The sequence below is a fragment of the Chitinimonas viridis genome, assembly GCF_030409555.1.
Classification (GTDB): Bacteria; Pseudomonadota; Gammaproteobacteria; order Burkholderiales; family Chitinimonadaceae; genus Chitinimonas; species Chitinimonas viridis.
In genome coordinates this window covers 376,447-390,216 of sequence record NZ_JAUFPU010000018.1, presented here as the reverse complement: position 1 = coordinate 390,216, position 13,770 = coordinate 376,447, and the positions used below count along the sequence as shown (strand labels likewise).

The following is a 13,770-nucleotide window of genomic DNA, read 5'->3' as shown; positions in this document are numbered from 1 at the left end:
GGACAATCCTCGAACAGGTTCGTAGATTGTTTATAGCCTAGATCAAGCCAGTCTTCCGAACGGTATGAGCGGCTAACAAAACCCAGCGTAGCGGTTCTGGCTAGGCGTGGGAGCGATGACAGTACGTGGGTACGGCAAGCTCGCACAACAACGCCAGAAGGGTTTTGTTAGCGGCTCTAAGTGACTGACGGTGCACGGGACATGCCATATGGCACAGTCCGGGTTCAATTGCGCTGGTTGGCGCGCAGCGGGGGCGCCGCTGCGTTTACTTGCCCAGGATGAGGGTTTCGCTGCCGGTCTTTTGCGCGGTCGAGGGGCGACCGTCCTTGCCGCGGGTTTCTTCCGAGCGTGTCCATTCAACCGTGATGGTGGCGCCTGGGCGCAAGCTACGGGCCTTGAACAGGAAGGCATTATTGGCCGACAGACCGCCACCCAAATGTGCTTCGGTCAATAAGCGGCCATCGACCTTGATCAGCAACTGCTGCAGGTAGTTGATGGGAATCAGTTTGCCGGTCTTGGGGTCGGCACGCTGGCCGTCCTCGCTGGGGCCGGTGGCGCGTACTTCGATTTCCGTTATATCCTTCAGCAGCTTGGCCGCAATACGGATGCTCATGATGGGTCGGCCTTTTTGCGCTTGCTGCGGGGGGTAGAGCTGGTCCAGGGCATTTCAGCGACCTTCACTTCCTTGGTGACGCTGTATATCTTGCCGCCAGCCCGCACCACGGCGCGCAGTGTGCCGGTGCCAGACAACCTGATGTGGGTGGTGATGTCGGGCTCCAGGTCTGGCGAGATATTGAATTGCGCCAGGACCGGCTTTAATTCGGTGTCCGCCAGCAGGGTGATCTGGTCGGTTGAAGGCAAGGTGGACATCACCCTGACAACCACCCGATCACCGTCCTCGACGATTTCTGCCACATCCAGCAAAATGCGAGGCCCGGGCAAGGCCGTGCCGGCTTGCAGCAAACCTAGCGCTGCCTGGCTGGTAGGGGCGTTGAACAGTGCCTGTGGCCATTCTCCAGCCATGGCTTTGATGGGCTTCAGTGCCAGTGCAGCCCAGGCGATGGGCATGGCGACAAGGCCGCGAACAAGGTTGCGTCGTGTTACTTTTTTTTCCATGGGGCGGGATATTACTCGAGGCGTTCGTAGTCTACGTATGCCTCTTGGAAATTATCACAGTTTAAATGTGGGTGAACTCTTTTAGATGAATCAGCTTAATTGTGTCCCGCTACTGGCGCCCCTGGGGCAGCTACTGCTCGAACGTGAATTGGTCACTGCGGCCGATCTGGAGCGGGCACTCTCCCTACAGGGACGCATGGGCACCCGAATTGGTTCCACGCTGGTGCGTCTGGGGGCGATCTCCGAGGATATGCTGCTGCCGGTGCTGGCCGAGCAGCTCTGCCTGCCGCTGCTGGGTGAAGAGGCCTTGCCTGCGCGTGCCGCTGATTACCGCAATGCCATCGAGCAGACCGGCCTGAGCGTGCCTTGGTTTGCCGACAACGGGGTCTTGCTGTGGGAGGGGGCGGAAGGTGTGTTCCACTGCGCCAGCCGCAACCCTATCGACACCAACTTGCAGGAGCTGGTGGCCGTTGCCCTGCCTGGGCGGGCGCTGAGTTGGCATTTTGCCCGCAGCCGCGATGTCGAGCGGCTCTGTAAGCTTTATGCCTCGCCCGACGATACGGGCTATTCCGACGATGTCGCCCATCTGCGCGAGCTGGCAGAAGAGGCACCGGTCATTGAGCTGGTCAATAATCTGCTGGCAGGTGCTGCGGATGAACGGGCTTCGGATATTCACGTCGAGCCCGAGGAGCACGCCTTTCTGGTGCGCTACCGTATTGACGGGGTATTGCAGACGCGGGCTGAGTTCCCACGCGAGCGCTTTGATGCCGTGGCCTCCCGTATCAAGCTGATCTCCGGCCTGGATATCGGTGAGCGCCGTTTGCCGCAGGATGGCCGTATCACGGTGCGCGCGGCCGGTGTCGAGATGGATGTGCGGGTATCGGTGATACCGCAGGTACATGGCGAGTCCATCGTGATGCGTCTGCTGCCCAAGGAGCGCAAGGATTTCAACCTGGCCAAGCTGGGTATGGAGGCCGACCATCTACAAGCCTTTGAGCGCTGGGCCAAGGAGCCGCATGGCATTGTGCTGGTGACCGGCCCCACGGGCTCGGGTAAGTCAACCAGCCTGTATGCAGCACTGGCAGTGGCCAATGATCGCCATAGCAAGATCATTACGGTGGAAGACCCGGTTGAATACAATATGCCGGGCATTACCCAGATACAGACCCACGCCGAGATAGGCTATACCTTTGGCCAGGCGTTGCGCGCCATTTTGCGGCATGACCCCGACATCATCATGATTGGTGAAATCCGCGACCTGGAAACGGCGCAGATTGCCGTGCAGTCGGCGCTGACCGGCCATATGGTGTTCTCCACCCTGCACACCAATGATGCGATCTCGACGTTTACCCGCTTGACCGATATGGGGGTGGAGCCCTTCCTGGTCGCCTCGTCGGTCCGTGCGGTAGAGGCCCAGCGACTGGTTCGGCGGTTGTGTGAGAAGTGTTCCACGCCTGCCGCGCCACCTGCCGCCCTGGCTGATCTGCTGGCCAGCCTGAAGCAGCAGTTCCCGACCCTGTTCCAGACCGCGCCCAATTTCCGCGAAGCTCAGGGTTGTAGCCATTGTGGCCATACTGGCTACCGTGGCCGGGTAGGCATATACGAGTTTGTTGAGGTTTCGACGCGTATCCAGAGCGCCATCATGCAGCGCCTGCCGGCCCATGAGCTGGTCGCCATGGCACGCGAAGATGGCTACCGCAATCTGCGCGAGGACGGCTTGGTCAAGGCATGGCGTGGCCAGACCAGCGTGGATGAGGTGATGCGGGTGACAGGTCTCTCCGGCGAGGGAGAGGTTTGATGCGCTTCAAGTACGAGGCCATCAACAAGGAGGGCAAGGTTATCAAGGGCGAGCTGGATGCGGCCCTGGAGAGCGACGCCTATCGCCTGTTGGTGTCGCAGGGCATGCAGCCTGTAGAGATCAAGGCACTGTCGTCTACCGGTGTCGTGGCCTCAGGTAAGCGCCAGGTCCGTTTCTCCCGATCGCCCAGTACCCGCGATAAGGCGGTGGTGGTGCGCGAACTGGCGACCTTGCTGGGCGCCGGGGTGCCGCTGGCTGAGGCAGTCCAGTCCATGGCGGATGCCCATGCCGAAGATTTCTTTGGCGATATCTTCAAGGCCATGCATACCCGCTTGCGGGCGGGCGATGCCTTGTCGGTTGCCATGGCCAGCGTCAAGCTGGAACTGCCCGGCTATCTTTATCAGTTGGTGGCGGCAGGCGAGTTGACCGGGCGTTTGGCGGCCAGCCTCACGGCGGCTGCCAACCAGATGGAGTATGAGGAAGGCTTGCGGCAGGAGATACGCAATGCCTTGATCTATCCTGCGGTGCTGGTGTTCTCCGGTATTGCCGCGACCTTGCTGATCTTCATCATTGTGGTGCCCAAGTTTGCCGGCATGCTGCGCAACACCAAGGCTGACATCCCCGAGATATCGCTATGGGTGCTGAAGGCGGGCCTGTTCGTCAAAACCAATCTGAGCTGGGTGGGTCTGTTGGCGGCCGTCGTGTTCTTTGCCGGCTGGGTGGCGTTGTCCAGCCCCGAGCGCCGGCGTAAGTTATTCGAGTTTGCGGCGGGCCTGCCCTTGATGGGCGGCTGGCTGGTTGATGGCGAGATCGGCCGCTGGTCATCCATGCTGGGGGTGCTGCTGGAAAATCGTGTGCCCATAGTCCGTGCCATGGAACTTGCCGAGAGCGGCGTGGCGCTGAGTTCCTTGCGGCACAAGCTGGAGCTGGCGGTTCGGGATCTACGGGCGGGCAAGAAGCTGGCCGATGCGCTGGCCAGCCACCAGGCAGTCAATCCCATGGGTTTGAACCTGATCAGGGTGGGGGAGTTGTCGGGCGAGCTGCCGGCCATGCTGCGCACCTTGGCGGGACTGTACGAAACCAGTAGCCGGGCCCGCATGAAACGTTTTGTCATCCTGCTGGAGCCCATCACCATCCTGGTCATTGGTGCGGTTATCGGCTTCATCATGGTGGCCATCATGCTTGCGATCACCAGCATGTCTAATTTTGCAAGATAGTCTTTATGGCGGCATCCCTGTTTGCTGGGCAGGTGAGCCGCATTTGAATCGGGTGAGTAAATGAAGCACAGGAAAAAAATGCAGGGTTTCACCCTGGTGGAACTGTTGGTGGTGCTGGTCATCATCGGTTTGCTGGCAGGATTGATCGGCCCCAGGGTGCTGGGACACGTCGATACCTCCAAGGTCACGACCGCCGAAGCCCAGGTCAAGATGCTCAAGGGCTCGCTGGAGACCATGCGGCTCGATATCAATCGCTTCCCCAATGCCAGCGAGGGCATTGAGCTGCTGGTGACGGCGCCTACTGACGAGAAGCTGCGCAACAAATGGCGCGGCCCTTATCTGGATGAAGTGACTGTGCCGCTGGACCCATGGGGCAATGCTTATCAGTATTCGTTGCCGGGCTCGTCCGGTCGGCCTTACGCCTTGTACTCGTTCGGTGCCGATGGTGTGCCTGGCGGCGAAGGTGGCGACGCCGACATCGGCATGTTGCCGTAATTGATCGGCGGCGTGCATAAGCGGGTGGCGCGAGTGGGCCATTGCCTGAGCCGGATTTCTGCTGGTGATGTTGGCCGGGTGCAGGCGCGGCCTATTCTGCGGGCTGGGCTGGGCTTTACCCTGGTGGAGCTGCTGGTGGTGCTGTGCGTGGTGGGCTTGCTCAGCGGCATGGTGTTCCCCAATATCAAGCGCTATTCCGAAGGGTTGGCTTTTCGCTTTGATCGGGCCAGGGTGCTGCATAGCCTGGACTCGCTGTCTGAGCGTGTTTATCGGGCCGGTGCAGGCATCAAGCTGGCAACGCCGGAATCGGCTGACATGCTCTACAAGGATGGCGCACCAGTGCTGGCTTTGCCGCCGGATTGGCAGCTGACGATCCTTACCCCGGTGATCATGGAGTTCAATGGTCTTTGTGGTGGCGGTAGCCTGCAACTGACGGCACCAGACGGTACGGTTTCGCAGATACGACTGAAGGCGCCCGATTGCCGCGCCGAGGTGGTGGAATGAGTCGCCTGGTCAGGCAGCAGGGCTTCTCCCTGCTGGAGGCCATCGTCGCGCTGGTGATTGTCTCTACTGTGGGGATGCTGGCCATCGCCTGGATCAACAGTAGCTTTGATGCCCAGTTTCGCCTCAAGGAACAGTATCGCAAGCAGGTCGCCATGGCGGATGCTATCGAGTTCACCCGCTCCATCAATCCGGCAATTCGCCCCTTTGGCAAGGCTCCCTTGAGGGCGTTCAGGCTGGAGTGGGAATCCAAGCCGATTGCCGGGCCGCTGGACGGCAGTTCCTATCCGCGAGGCTCCAGTTCGTTCGCGATTTCCGTGCACAAGGTGGACGTCACGGTGTATCGGGATGCCAGGCAGCCCTGGTTCACCTTTACGGTCAACCAGGTGGGTTACAAGCGGACCAAGGACTACACGGAGGCATTCGGAGGCAATGGCTGATCTTCACCTTGCGCTGGCACCGGTACGCCCAGCCTCTCCGCATCCGCCCATCGTGGTTGGCTCGCTGCGCCAGCGAGGCTTTACCCTGGTCGAGATACTGGTGGTGATGGTGATCACCTCGCTGGTGACCGGCTTGCTGTTTCAATCCATGGCCATGATCAACCGAGCACAGCAGGGTTTCGATGCCCAGTTGGCAGAGATGGGGCGGGGTGGCGTGCGGGCAGAGTGGTATCGCCAATTGGTTGGCGGCCTGGTGCCGGATTACAACGACGGCAAAGACAAGTTTACTGGCGGTGCCATGCGCTTGTCTGGCCTGACCACCATGCCATTGTCGCCACGCTATGGTGCGCCCCAGGCCTTCTCACTGGTCTTGCGGCCCGATGGCGGGGAGATGACGCTGGTGTACAGGGCGGAGGAGACCCAAGCGGATTTCGAGGTGTATCGCTGGCCTGCGTTGAAGGCGACATTTCGCTATCAGGATGTGGATGGTTCGGAATATGACAGTTGGCCGCCTGTGAGTGCATTGAAGCCGGCGCAGCTGCCAAGCGCCATCACCATACAGTCGGTTGGCGAGGATGCCATCAGCTGGGTTGCCGTGCCCCGAGGCGATTTGCAGGATGAGCAAAAGCCTACGCTACCCTTTGGAGGTATCTAATGCGATACCGGCAGCGTCGCCAGCGCGGCTACATTCTGGTGCTGACCCTGTGGATGATGGCGGCTTTTATGATCGCCGCTGCTTACTTTGCCCGCAGTGTCGATGAGGCCAGGCTGTTGTTGGAGGCGGCCGAGCAGAACAATCGCGAACGCATTGTGCTGATGGATGCCGAGGCGGACATCATGTTCCGGCTGGGTGTGGCGCGCATCACAGGGCATGGTCTGGGTGAGGGCGCGGATCTGATGGCCATGGACTCCCGCTATTACCAGGGTAGTGGGGTACAGATTGCCTTGCAGGATGAGCGTGGCTTGCTGCGCCTCAATCGGTTGGAGCGAGAGCAGTTTTCGCGTTTGTTGGGTGTATTCGGGGTGCCCTCACGCGACAGGAATATTCTGCTGGATAGGCTGGCTGACTATAAGGATGCGGACGAATACCGGCATCTGAATGGGGCAGAGCTGCCGGAATACAAGGCGGCTGGCCTGCCTGGGCCGCCTAACCGGGAGCTGCGCAATCCTTATGAGCTCAAGAGTGTGCTGGGCTGGTCTGCCTATACGGCGCTGTGGGAGGATGGACGCTTTATTGAGCTTTTGTCCACCAGCGACCAGGTAGCGCTCAATCCCAATACGGCACCTTGGGAAGTGCTGGCCACCTTGCCGGGTGTGACCGAGGAGGCGGCGAAGGCGGTGATTACCCGGCGCGAAATGCAGCCGATTGCCCACGGCGCGGATTTTTCCGCAATCACCGGTGTCCCAGAGGAACAGCTGCTGTTCAAACTGATCTACCTTCCCGCCGATGAAGTCGCCGTCAATCTGCATGTGCCCGGTGCATCCTGGATTGTAAGGTACAATGTAAGGTTGACGCCGAACGGGCGGTTGATGCCGTGGCAGTTGCGAAACTACATGCGCTTGCCGCTTCCACCTGGACATGTGTTGATAAATGAAACCAAGTTTCCTCCGCTTCCGCCGAGGCCCGCTGCAGCGGCGCTCGTCCCCGTTAATCCGCTGTCAGAGAGCGGGTTGTGAGGTCGTCCGAGCGGGTTTTAGATGGGCCAAGCCTGCTGCGGTGGTTTCTCGTGCAGCCTGTCGTTTCCACTGTTTTGACCTGAAAGATATCCCCCGCCGTCGCCGTTCTGCAGCTTTGAAGTTGCGGCTGGATCAGTTCAATCCTTATGCCCAGGCGGGTTTTGCCATAGTCTGGCAAGGGGATCGCGCCTTGGTCTGGTACTGGGACGCGGCTTGGATGGATGGGCTTTGTGCAGAGCGGCCCTTACTGCGCAATGCCATCGTCTATCCGGAGTCCTTGTTCGGGGCGGTGCCTGCCGATGGCGCCGTCCTGCTACAGCGCCAGGAAGGGGTGGAGGGGCAGTTTTGGGTGAACGGCGCCCTGCTGTCCTCTCGCTGGTGGCCGGAGTCGCCGGCCTTGTCGGCCTGGAATCTGTTCCTGCGCGACAACGGCGCAGCACCCGTTGCCGCGCTGCCTGCGCTGATCAAGACAACGCTGGACAGTGCAGTCTGGGGCGAGCCCTCGGCGATTGATCCTTTGCTGGGTACCTACGATCTGCTGGAAACCGTTGCTTACGCAGGCTCCGCCCTCTTGCTGCTTGGTGCAGCCGTTTGGTACCAGGCGCGCATCTCTGGCATTGAAGCGCAGACCAAGATATTGAAGCAGCGCATCGCCCAGAGCCAGAAGTCCGGTAGCAAAAGCGTTGACCTGGAGGCGATGCGGGTAATGCATGCCGATATGGAACGCGTGGCCCGAGAGTGGTCCAAGCCCTCCAATCTTGCGCTGATGAATGCGCTGGGCAAGGCTTTGCCGACCGATAGTGTCACCTTGATCGACTGGGATTATCAGGCAGGCAAGTTGCGCATGGTGTTGTCCAGCAAGGAGACGCGATTCCCTACGGAAGACGTGTTGCAGCGCATAGAAAACCTGGGTTTGTTCGAAAATATTCGCAGTGTGGCTGATGCCAATGCCAGAGGATTGACATTGTCGCTGGATGTGAAAGGTGCGGTTGTGAAGGAGGATGAGCTTGAATCTTGATCTCTTGCTCCGCCGTTTACGTGAAAACCGGCGCGATCGCATGGCCCTGGCGCTGATCATAGGCATACTGGCACTGTCGCAGGTGCTGGATCTGCTCGACCAAGAGCGGGCCGCGCTGGTCGACTACAAAAAAACCATGCTCAAGGTCAAGAGCCTGTCTGCAGGCGCAGAGGTTGCCCCCTGGGTGAACCAGGAGCGTGCCTTGAATGCGCTCAATCTGGAGGTCGAGGCGCGTACCTGGCAGGACGCATCCTATGCCCTGGCAGAGGCACATATGCAGGACTGGCTTGAGAAGCAGATGTTGGCTGCCGGGGTCTCAGGGCTGAACATCGTCATGGCAGAGGACCAGAGCCGGGACAACGAAGTGCCAGGCTATTGGCGGGTGGGCGCCAAGGTGGAGTTCAAGTTCACTGTGGACACCCTGCAGCAGGCGCTGGCTCGCCTCTCCATGGGTAAGCCCATGCTGGTAATTGATGGGCTCACCATTCAACGCAGCAATAGCAAGGTCACGCTGGTAGTGAATACCTTGGTGCGCAAAGCACCTGCCGTTCAAGAAAATGGGAAGAATACCTAAATGAAGTATCGCATCGCGTTGTTGACGATCGCGCTACTCGTCGGCTGGACTGCCTGGGTTTGGAAGCAGCCTGTCAAGTTACCGCCTCCGCCTGCCTTGCACACGCAGGCGCCGCCTCCACTCCCGGCTATCCCCGCGCTACCTGATGTGGAGGCACAGGCCAAGAGCCTGAAGGATAGCCGTCTGCTTGGTGAGGGAGAGGCTGCTGTGGAGGCTGCGCCACTGACGCCCCCAAACTGGCGGATCGTGGGGGTGTCGAATGTGTCGGGTGAGTGGGTGCTGTACCTACGCATAGATGGCAGGCAGGTGGAAACGCTTCGTGTTGGGGATGTGTTGCCCGGTGGGCACCAAATCATTGCGATCGAGTCGGATCGGATTGGCGTCCAGGTTGGGCGTCATGCCCGCGCTTTGAGGATTTTTAGAGAATGAGTGCTGTATTGAAACCGAGCCTGTCTTACGCGGTCATTGCTACCTTGCTTGCAGGTTGTGCTACGCCTCCCCCCATGGTGCCTGCTTCGGCAGTCATTGTGCGAGACGGCAGCGAGGCCAGCGCTGCATCACTGGCCGCTGCGGCTAAAAAGCCGACGATCGCACGCGATACCCCCAAGGCCTTGCCTGATAGCCCGACAAGCAATCAAAAAGGTGGTCCGGCCAAGCCCAAGGTGGACGAGAAGGCCGACATCAGCCTGACCTTCGATCAGATGCCGCTGCCTACGTTTGTTCAGGCGGTGTATGGGTCCATCCTGAAATCCAATTTCAGCATGGACCCCCAAATTGCATCGCGCCAGGATCTGGTGACCTTGCGCACCTCCAAGCCGCAGACCCCATCGGAAGTCGCAGACACGGCGCGCCTGGTGCTCAAGGGCTATGGCGTGGCCGTGAACGACATGGGTGGTGGCTTCCTGCGAATCGCACCCGATAGCAACCAGAATGCCTATCTGCCGCAAATACGCCGTGGCCGTGCATTGCCTGATACGCCGCTGCCCCTGCGGCCCGTGTTTTATTGGGTGGAAATGTCCACGGTGCGAGGCGGCGAGATCATGTCCTGGCTGCGCACGCTATATGGCAGCCGCCTGCAGATCAACGAGGATGCACCGCGCAATGCCATCATGCTGAGCGGCCAGTCCGAGGATGTGTCCGCTGCGCTGGAGGTGATACGTATCCTGGATCAGCCCACCATGAAGGGGCGCAACAGCATCAAGATATCGCCCGAGTTCTGGGCTGTGGACGATTTTGCCAAGCGCTTGTCCGAGGTGCTGCAGAACGAGGGCTACGGCGTGGGTATCGGGGTGTCGACCTCAACACCGATTTCCATCCTGCCCATCAATGGCATTGGGTCGCTGCTGGTATTTGGTAGCGATGCCAAGACCTTGGAGCATGTCGCCAAATGGGCTGCCTATCTGGATTCATCTCAGAATAGTCGCAGCGGCGCGGGCTACTTTATTTACAACGTCAAGCATGCCGATGCACAGGCGATTGCGCAGACTCTACAGTCCATCATCGCCGGCGGTGCAGCTGCGGCCGGTGGCAAGACTGCCGGTGCGCGCGTGGTGGTGAGCGCACCTACCAACAGCTTGATACTGCAGGGCAGCGCTGAAGAATACACGCAGTGGTTGAATCTGCTTAAAGACCTGGACAGGCCCGTGAAAACGGCACTGATCGAGGTGACTGTGGCAGAAGTGAAGCTGGCGGATAAGTTCAGCCTGGGAGTGGAGTGGGAGTGGTCGCGCCCTGCAGCAGGTGCTGCGGCAGGCATTTCCGGAACCGCCCTAATCAACGCCACCGCAAAGTCCTCGGGCGTAACAGCTAACTTTGTTACGGATCTGGCGAGGCTGAAAGGGAATCTCAGTGCCTTGGCCAGTGCCAATCGGGCGACCTTGTTATTTACCCCGCGTATCATGGCGCGCAACGGCGAATCAGCAACTATCCAAGTGGGCCAGGAAGTGCCCATTATTACCAGCCAGCAGAGTGATTCAAATACCAATACCAATAATGGCGGCCCCTTGCAGACGGTGCAGTACCGTACCTCTGGCGTCGTGCTCAAGGTACGCCCCGTGATTCACGCTGGCGGCAGGGTAGAGCTGGAAATCAGCCAGGAGGTCAGCAGCCCGACTGCGACCGATACCGGTGTGAGCAGCAGCCCGACCTTCAGCACCAAGCGAGTGGACACCAAACTATCGATACGGGATGGCGCCACCGTGCTGATAGGGGGGCTGATTGAGCAGCGGGGCACCGACAACAATGCGGGTGTCCCCTTCCTGAAAGATCTGCCCTTGGTGGGCCAATTGTTTGGCCGCACCCAGAAGGACGATGACCGTACCGAGTTGCTGGTGCTGATCACCCCCTATATCTTGAATGACGACTACGAAACCGAAGCGATCAGCGATGCGCTGAGGGCCCAAACCAAGGATGGCTGGGGGCGCGCTACATCCGATGGCTTGTCTGTCATGCCCAAACGGCCCGCAACCCCGCCTGCTATGGAAGCTCCCCAGGCCATGATCCCCGCGGCTCCCACCCCGGTTGTGGCTGAGCCCGCCGAGCCAGTACCAGCGACCAGCTTGAGTGATGGCAGCAAGGCAGATGAGACGACTGCTGTTGAAACGCCCAGAGCAGAAACGCCTGTGCCGATGCAAGAGGCAGCCGGTGTCAATGATGCGGCTCGTCCTGTAGCCGCTCCTGCTGCTCCTGTACCAGTAGCGCCCAAGGCGGCCGCACCTGCCGCCGCACCTAAAGCTGGGGCGCCAAGAGAAACGGTAGTGACCGATAAGGCCTTGCTGGATGAAATACTGCGGGCTGCCAAGGGGCAGGGCAAGTAGTGAATATTAAGATTGGCTGTGGTGTAAATGTTGCAGCCATTGATGGTAAGGGTGGCGGATTGGTTATCGGCAATGTGGCGGGGGTTTTCTTTGGAAAGCTATGTAAGCCCATGATTATGCTGCTGCTTTTCGGGTTTTTTGGCTGATGTGTCATATTGCCAGACAGAAGCCCCGAAAGCCGCGCCGCTGCTGGGAGTTATGGCGTTGACACCCTTCTCCCCTTTGCTATACTGCGCCTGTCTTTCGAAAGACATTACCTAGTTATTAGTCCCACGCCGATCAATCTGGAAGGAAGATCACTGTGAAAACAAAGAATCAAATGATTAAGGCTGCTGTAGCTCTCGCCTTCGCTGGCGTTGCTGCCTCTGCCTTCGCAGTTACCAGCTCGACTGGTAGCCTGACTGCGACCACTGGCGCAACCGTCAAGGTCGCTACCCACATGTTCGGCACCAGCTCCGACGATACCCTGATCCAGCTCAGCAACGTCAACATGAATCTGGATCCGGTTACCGTCGCTGCTGCTCAGCTGGTTACTGTCAAGTACACTCTGGACAAGGGTGCTGTGTTCGGTGAAGCAGTGCGCATTAACGCTGCTGAGGCCAATGGTGGCGCCAATAATGGTACCAACTCGGCAGTTAGCTCGACTAACAATGCCTTCGGTGTTGCTACCGACGCTCTTGTACTTTCCACGCCAGTGGCTGGTCAAGCTTTCTTCGTCTACAACGGCGCTCGGTACACGAACCCTGTCAAGTTGTCGGGCGGTGAGATCGGTGATAACACCGTCACTATCCAATTGACACTGCAAGCCGTTGCTAACATCCCTGGTACGGATGGCGTTGCGGGTTCTGACTTTAAGTTTGGTGCAATCAAGGTTAAGCTGTTGAAGACTGCCGGCTTCGCAACTCCCGGTACCAAGGTTTCGTTGGGTCAGGAGTTCCGTGCTACCACCGCTTCCGCGAATGGTATTCAGACTACGACTGCTGTGCCTATGTTGGAATCCAAGGAAGCCTTGACTGCGACGGTTGTTGGCAATGCCATGATCGATGCGACCACCAACGGTGTTAACAACTTTGCCGTTCCTAGCACTCCGCTGTACATTCAGGTTGGTGATCAGCGTAAGTCCTTCACCCAGACCGCGGCATCGTTCACCGATGCGAACCGTACTGCTGTGATCGGCCAAGTTACGCTGAATCTGGTGGCTGGCGTGAACAAGGAAGATGGCGCTGCTTACGACTTTAACGGTTCGGATGACATCAAGCTGACCTTGAGTGGTGCTGAGGCTGGCAAACTGAAGTCCTTCGTGGGTGCTGTTGCTACCGGCGCGGGTATCTGGCTGTCGGCTGACCCGCTCGAGTGCGAAGCTGGTGACTCGGCCCCAACCGCTTCGGCTGCTGGCCTGCGTTACCTGGCTGCGGTGAATGATACCGCTGGTACCATCACCATCGCCATCAACTCGGGTTCGGTTGCTTCCAACACCACCCAGGCTACTTCTACCTACAATGTTTGTGTCCGTTCCAACGGTACTGACGCTGTGGAAGAAGTGAAGGATCTGGGCTGGAAGCCTTCGTACGAAGTCAACTGGTTCAACCCGCGTTACATCAAGCGCAATGTTGAAGACAAGACCCTGGCTCCGCTGATCAACAACGGTACCACCCTGGCTGTGCCGCTGGTCTACAAGACCGACACTATTGCTGCTGGCTACCAAACCTTCGTTCGTATCCAGAACACTTCGGCCACTGCTGGCCGCGTGACCGTCCAGTGCTTCCGTAACAAGGGCAAGGGTTACGAGTTCGACGGTGGTACGCCTGAAGTGGACAGCGTCGTGAAGACTGCTACCCTGCTGAACCTGCTGGGTGCTTACCAGTCGACCGTGCTGGCCGGTAACAAGGTGGTTGAGGCCTGTAACTTCGATGCTCAAGCTGGCAACCAAGACTTCCACTACGTGCGCGTGACCGGCGAATTCCCGACGATGGATGTCGTGCAATTCTCCTTCGCACCGAATGGCACTGTGACCCAGCTGCACACCCACGACTTCAACACCCGTCAGTAATATTTGACGTTAGTTGAGATCTGAAAACGGGGGCTTCGGCCCCCGTTTTTTATTGTCGTAACAGAATG

General features: G+C 59.0%; 14 protein-coding genes. 12 read left to right on the top strand and 2 right to left on the bottom strand.

Going from position 1 to position 13,770, the window contains the following annotated elements; translation table 11 throughout:
• Nucleotides 1-265: 265 nt before the first annotated feature.
• A complete protein-coding gene (locus QWZ03_RS15025; RefSeq protein ID WP_290333469.1) occupies nt 266-613 on the bottom strand; it encodes a thiosulfate oxidation carrier complex protein SoxZ in 348 nt (115 codons plus the stop codon).
• Nucleotides 610-1,116, bottom strand: a complete 507-nt coding sequence (locus tag QWZ03_RS15020; RefSeq protein WP_290333468.1) for a thiosulfate oxidation carrier protein SoxY — start codon at nt 1,114-1,116, stop codon at nt 610-612. Before QWZ03_RS15020 ends, QWZ03_RS15025 begins: the two co-directional genes overlap by 4 nt.
• Nucleotides 1,117-1,201: 85 nt before the next feature.
• Between QWZ03_RS15020 and QWZ03_RS15015 the strand changes: the two genes are divergently transcribed.
• The 12 genes from QWZ03_RS15015 to QWZ03_RS14960 all read left to right on the top strand — a co-directional run bounded on the left by QWZ03_RS15015 (nt 1,202) and on the right by QWZ03_RS14960 (nt 13,702).
• Nucleotides 1,202-2,914, top strand: a complete 1,713-nt coding sequence (locus tag QWZ03_RS15015; protein WP_290333467.1) for a GspE/PulE family protein — start codon at nt 1,202-1,204, stop codon at nt 2,912-2,914.
• Nucleotides 2,914-4,131 (top strand): type II secretion system F family protein, encoded by a 1,218-nt coding sequence (locus QWZ03_RS15010; protein WP_290333466.1) that lies wholly within the window; start codon nt 2,914-2,916, stop codon nt 4,129-4,131. The genes QWZ03_RS15015 and QWZ03_RS15010 overlap by 1 nt, the downstream gene beginning before the upstream one ends.
• Nucleotides 4,132-4,209: 78 nt before the next feature.
• The gene (gene gspG, locus QWZ03_RS15005) at nt 4,210-4,626 is read left to right on the top strand and encodes a type II secretion system major pseudopilin GspG (RefSeq protein WP_290333464.1); all 417 of its coding nucleotides are present in this window, start codon (nt 4,210-4,212) and stop codon (nt 4,624-4,626) included.
• Nucleotides 4,627-4,638: 12 nt separating this feature from the next.
• Entirely contained in the window at nt 4,639-5,130 is a 492-nt protein-coding gene (locus QWZ03_RS15000; protein ID WP_290333463.1) for a prepilin-type N-terminal cleavage/methylation domain-containing protein, read from the top strand.
• Nucleotides 5,127-5,567, top strand: coding sequence for a PulJ/GspJ family protein (locus QWZ03_RS14995; protein WP_290333462.1), 441 nt, complete (start codon nt 5,127-5,129; stop codon nt 5,565-5,567). The genes QWZ03_RS15000 and QWZ03_RS14995 overlap by 4 nt, the downstream gene beginning before the upstream one ends.
• The gene (locus tag QWZ03_RS14990) at nt 5,560-6,222 is read left to right on the top strand and encodes a PulJ/GspJ family protein (protein WP_290333461.1); all 663 of its coding nucleotides are present in this window, start codon (nt 5,560-5,562) and stop codon (nt 6,220-6,222) included. The genes QWZ03_RS14995 and QWZ03_RS14990 overlap by 8 nt, the downstream gene beginning before the upstream one ends.
• Nucleotides 6,222-7,244, top strand: coding sequence for a type II secretion system minor pseudopilin (locus tag QWZ03_RS14985; protein ID WP_284195092.1), 1,023 nt, complete (start codon nt 6,222-6,224; stop codon nt 7,242-7,244). Before QWZ03_RS14990 ends, QWZ03_RS14985 begins: the two co-directional genes overlap by 1 nt.
• Nucleotides 7,245-7,365: 121 nt before the next feature.
• Entirely contained in the window at nt 7,366-8,262 is an 897-nt protein-coding gene (locus QWZ03_RS14980) for a PilN family protein (protein WP_290333460.1), read from the top strand.
• The gene (locus tag QWZ03_RS14975) at nt 8,252-8,836 is read left to right on the top strand and encodes a GspMb/PilO family protein (protein WP_290333459.1); all 585 of its coding nucleotides are present in this window, start codon (nt 8,252-8,254) and stop codon (nt 8,834-8,836) included. Before QWZ03_RS14980 ends, QWZ03_RS14975 begins: the two co-directional genes overlap by 11 nt.
• Before the next feature lie 425 nt (nt 8,837-9,261).
• Entirely contained in the window at nt 9,262-11,652 is a 2,391-nt protein-coding gene (locus QWZ03_RS14970) for a secretin GspD/PilQ domain-containing protein (RefSeq protein ID WP_290333458.1), read from the top strand.
• Nucleotides 11,652-11,798 carry a hypothetical protein gene (locus tag QWZ03_RS14965; protein ID WP_290333456.1) on the top strand — a complete coding sequence of 49 codons (147 nt, stop codon included), beginning with the start codon at nt 11,652-11,654 and terminating at the stop codon, nt 11,796-11,798. The genes QWZ03_RS14970 and QWZ03_RS14965 overlap by 1 nt, the downstream gene beginning before the upstream one ends.
• Before the next feature lie 155 nt (nt 11,799-11,953).
• Complete coding sequence (locus tag QWZ03_RS14960; protein ID WP_290333455.1) at nt 11,954-13,702, top strand: hypothetical protein; 1,749 nt, start codon at nt 11,954-11,956, stop codon at nt 13,700-13,702.
• Nucleotides 13,703-13,770: the final 68 nt, after the last annotated feature.

Coding starts and splice junctions, on each gene's coding strand:
- QWZ03_RS15015 (WP_290333467.1), top strand. CDS start 1,202: ATGAATCAGCTTAATTGTGTCCCGCTACTGGCGCCCCTGGGGCAGCTA.
- QWZ03_RS15020 (WP_290333468.1), bottom strand. CDS start 1,116: ATGGAAAAAAAAGTAACACGACGCAACCTTGTTCGCGGCCTTGTCGCC.
- QWZ03_RS15010 (WP_290333466.1), top strand. CDS start 2,914: ATGCGCTTCAAGTACGAGGCCATCAACAAGGAGGGCAAGGTTATCAAG.
- QWZ03_RS15025 (WP_290333469.1), bottom strand. CDS start 613: ATGAGCATCCGTATTGCGGCCAAGCTGCTGAAGGATATAACGGAAATC.
- QWZ03_RS14985 (WP_284195092.1), top strand. CDS start 6,222: ATGCGATACCGGCAGCGTCGCCAGCGCGGCTACATTCTGGTGCTGACC.
- QWZ03_RS14970 (WP_290333458.1), top strand. CDS start 9,262: ATGAGTGCTGTATTGAAACCGAGCCTGTCTTACGCGGTCATTGCTACC.
- gspG (WP_290333464.1), top strand. CDS start 4,210: ATGCAGGGTTTCACCCTGGTGGAACTGTTGGTGGTGCTGGTCATCATC.
- QWZ03_RS14995 (WP_290333462.1), top strand. CDS start 5,127: ATGAGTCGCCTGGTCAGGCAGCAGGGCTTCTCCCTGCTGGAGGCCATC.
- QWZ03_RS14990 (WP_290333461.1), top strand. CDS start 5,560: ATGGCTGATCTTCACCTTGCGCTGGCACCGGTACGCCCAGCCTCTCCG.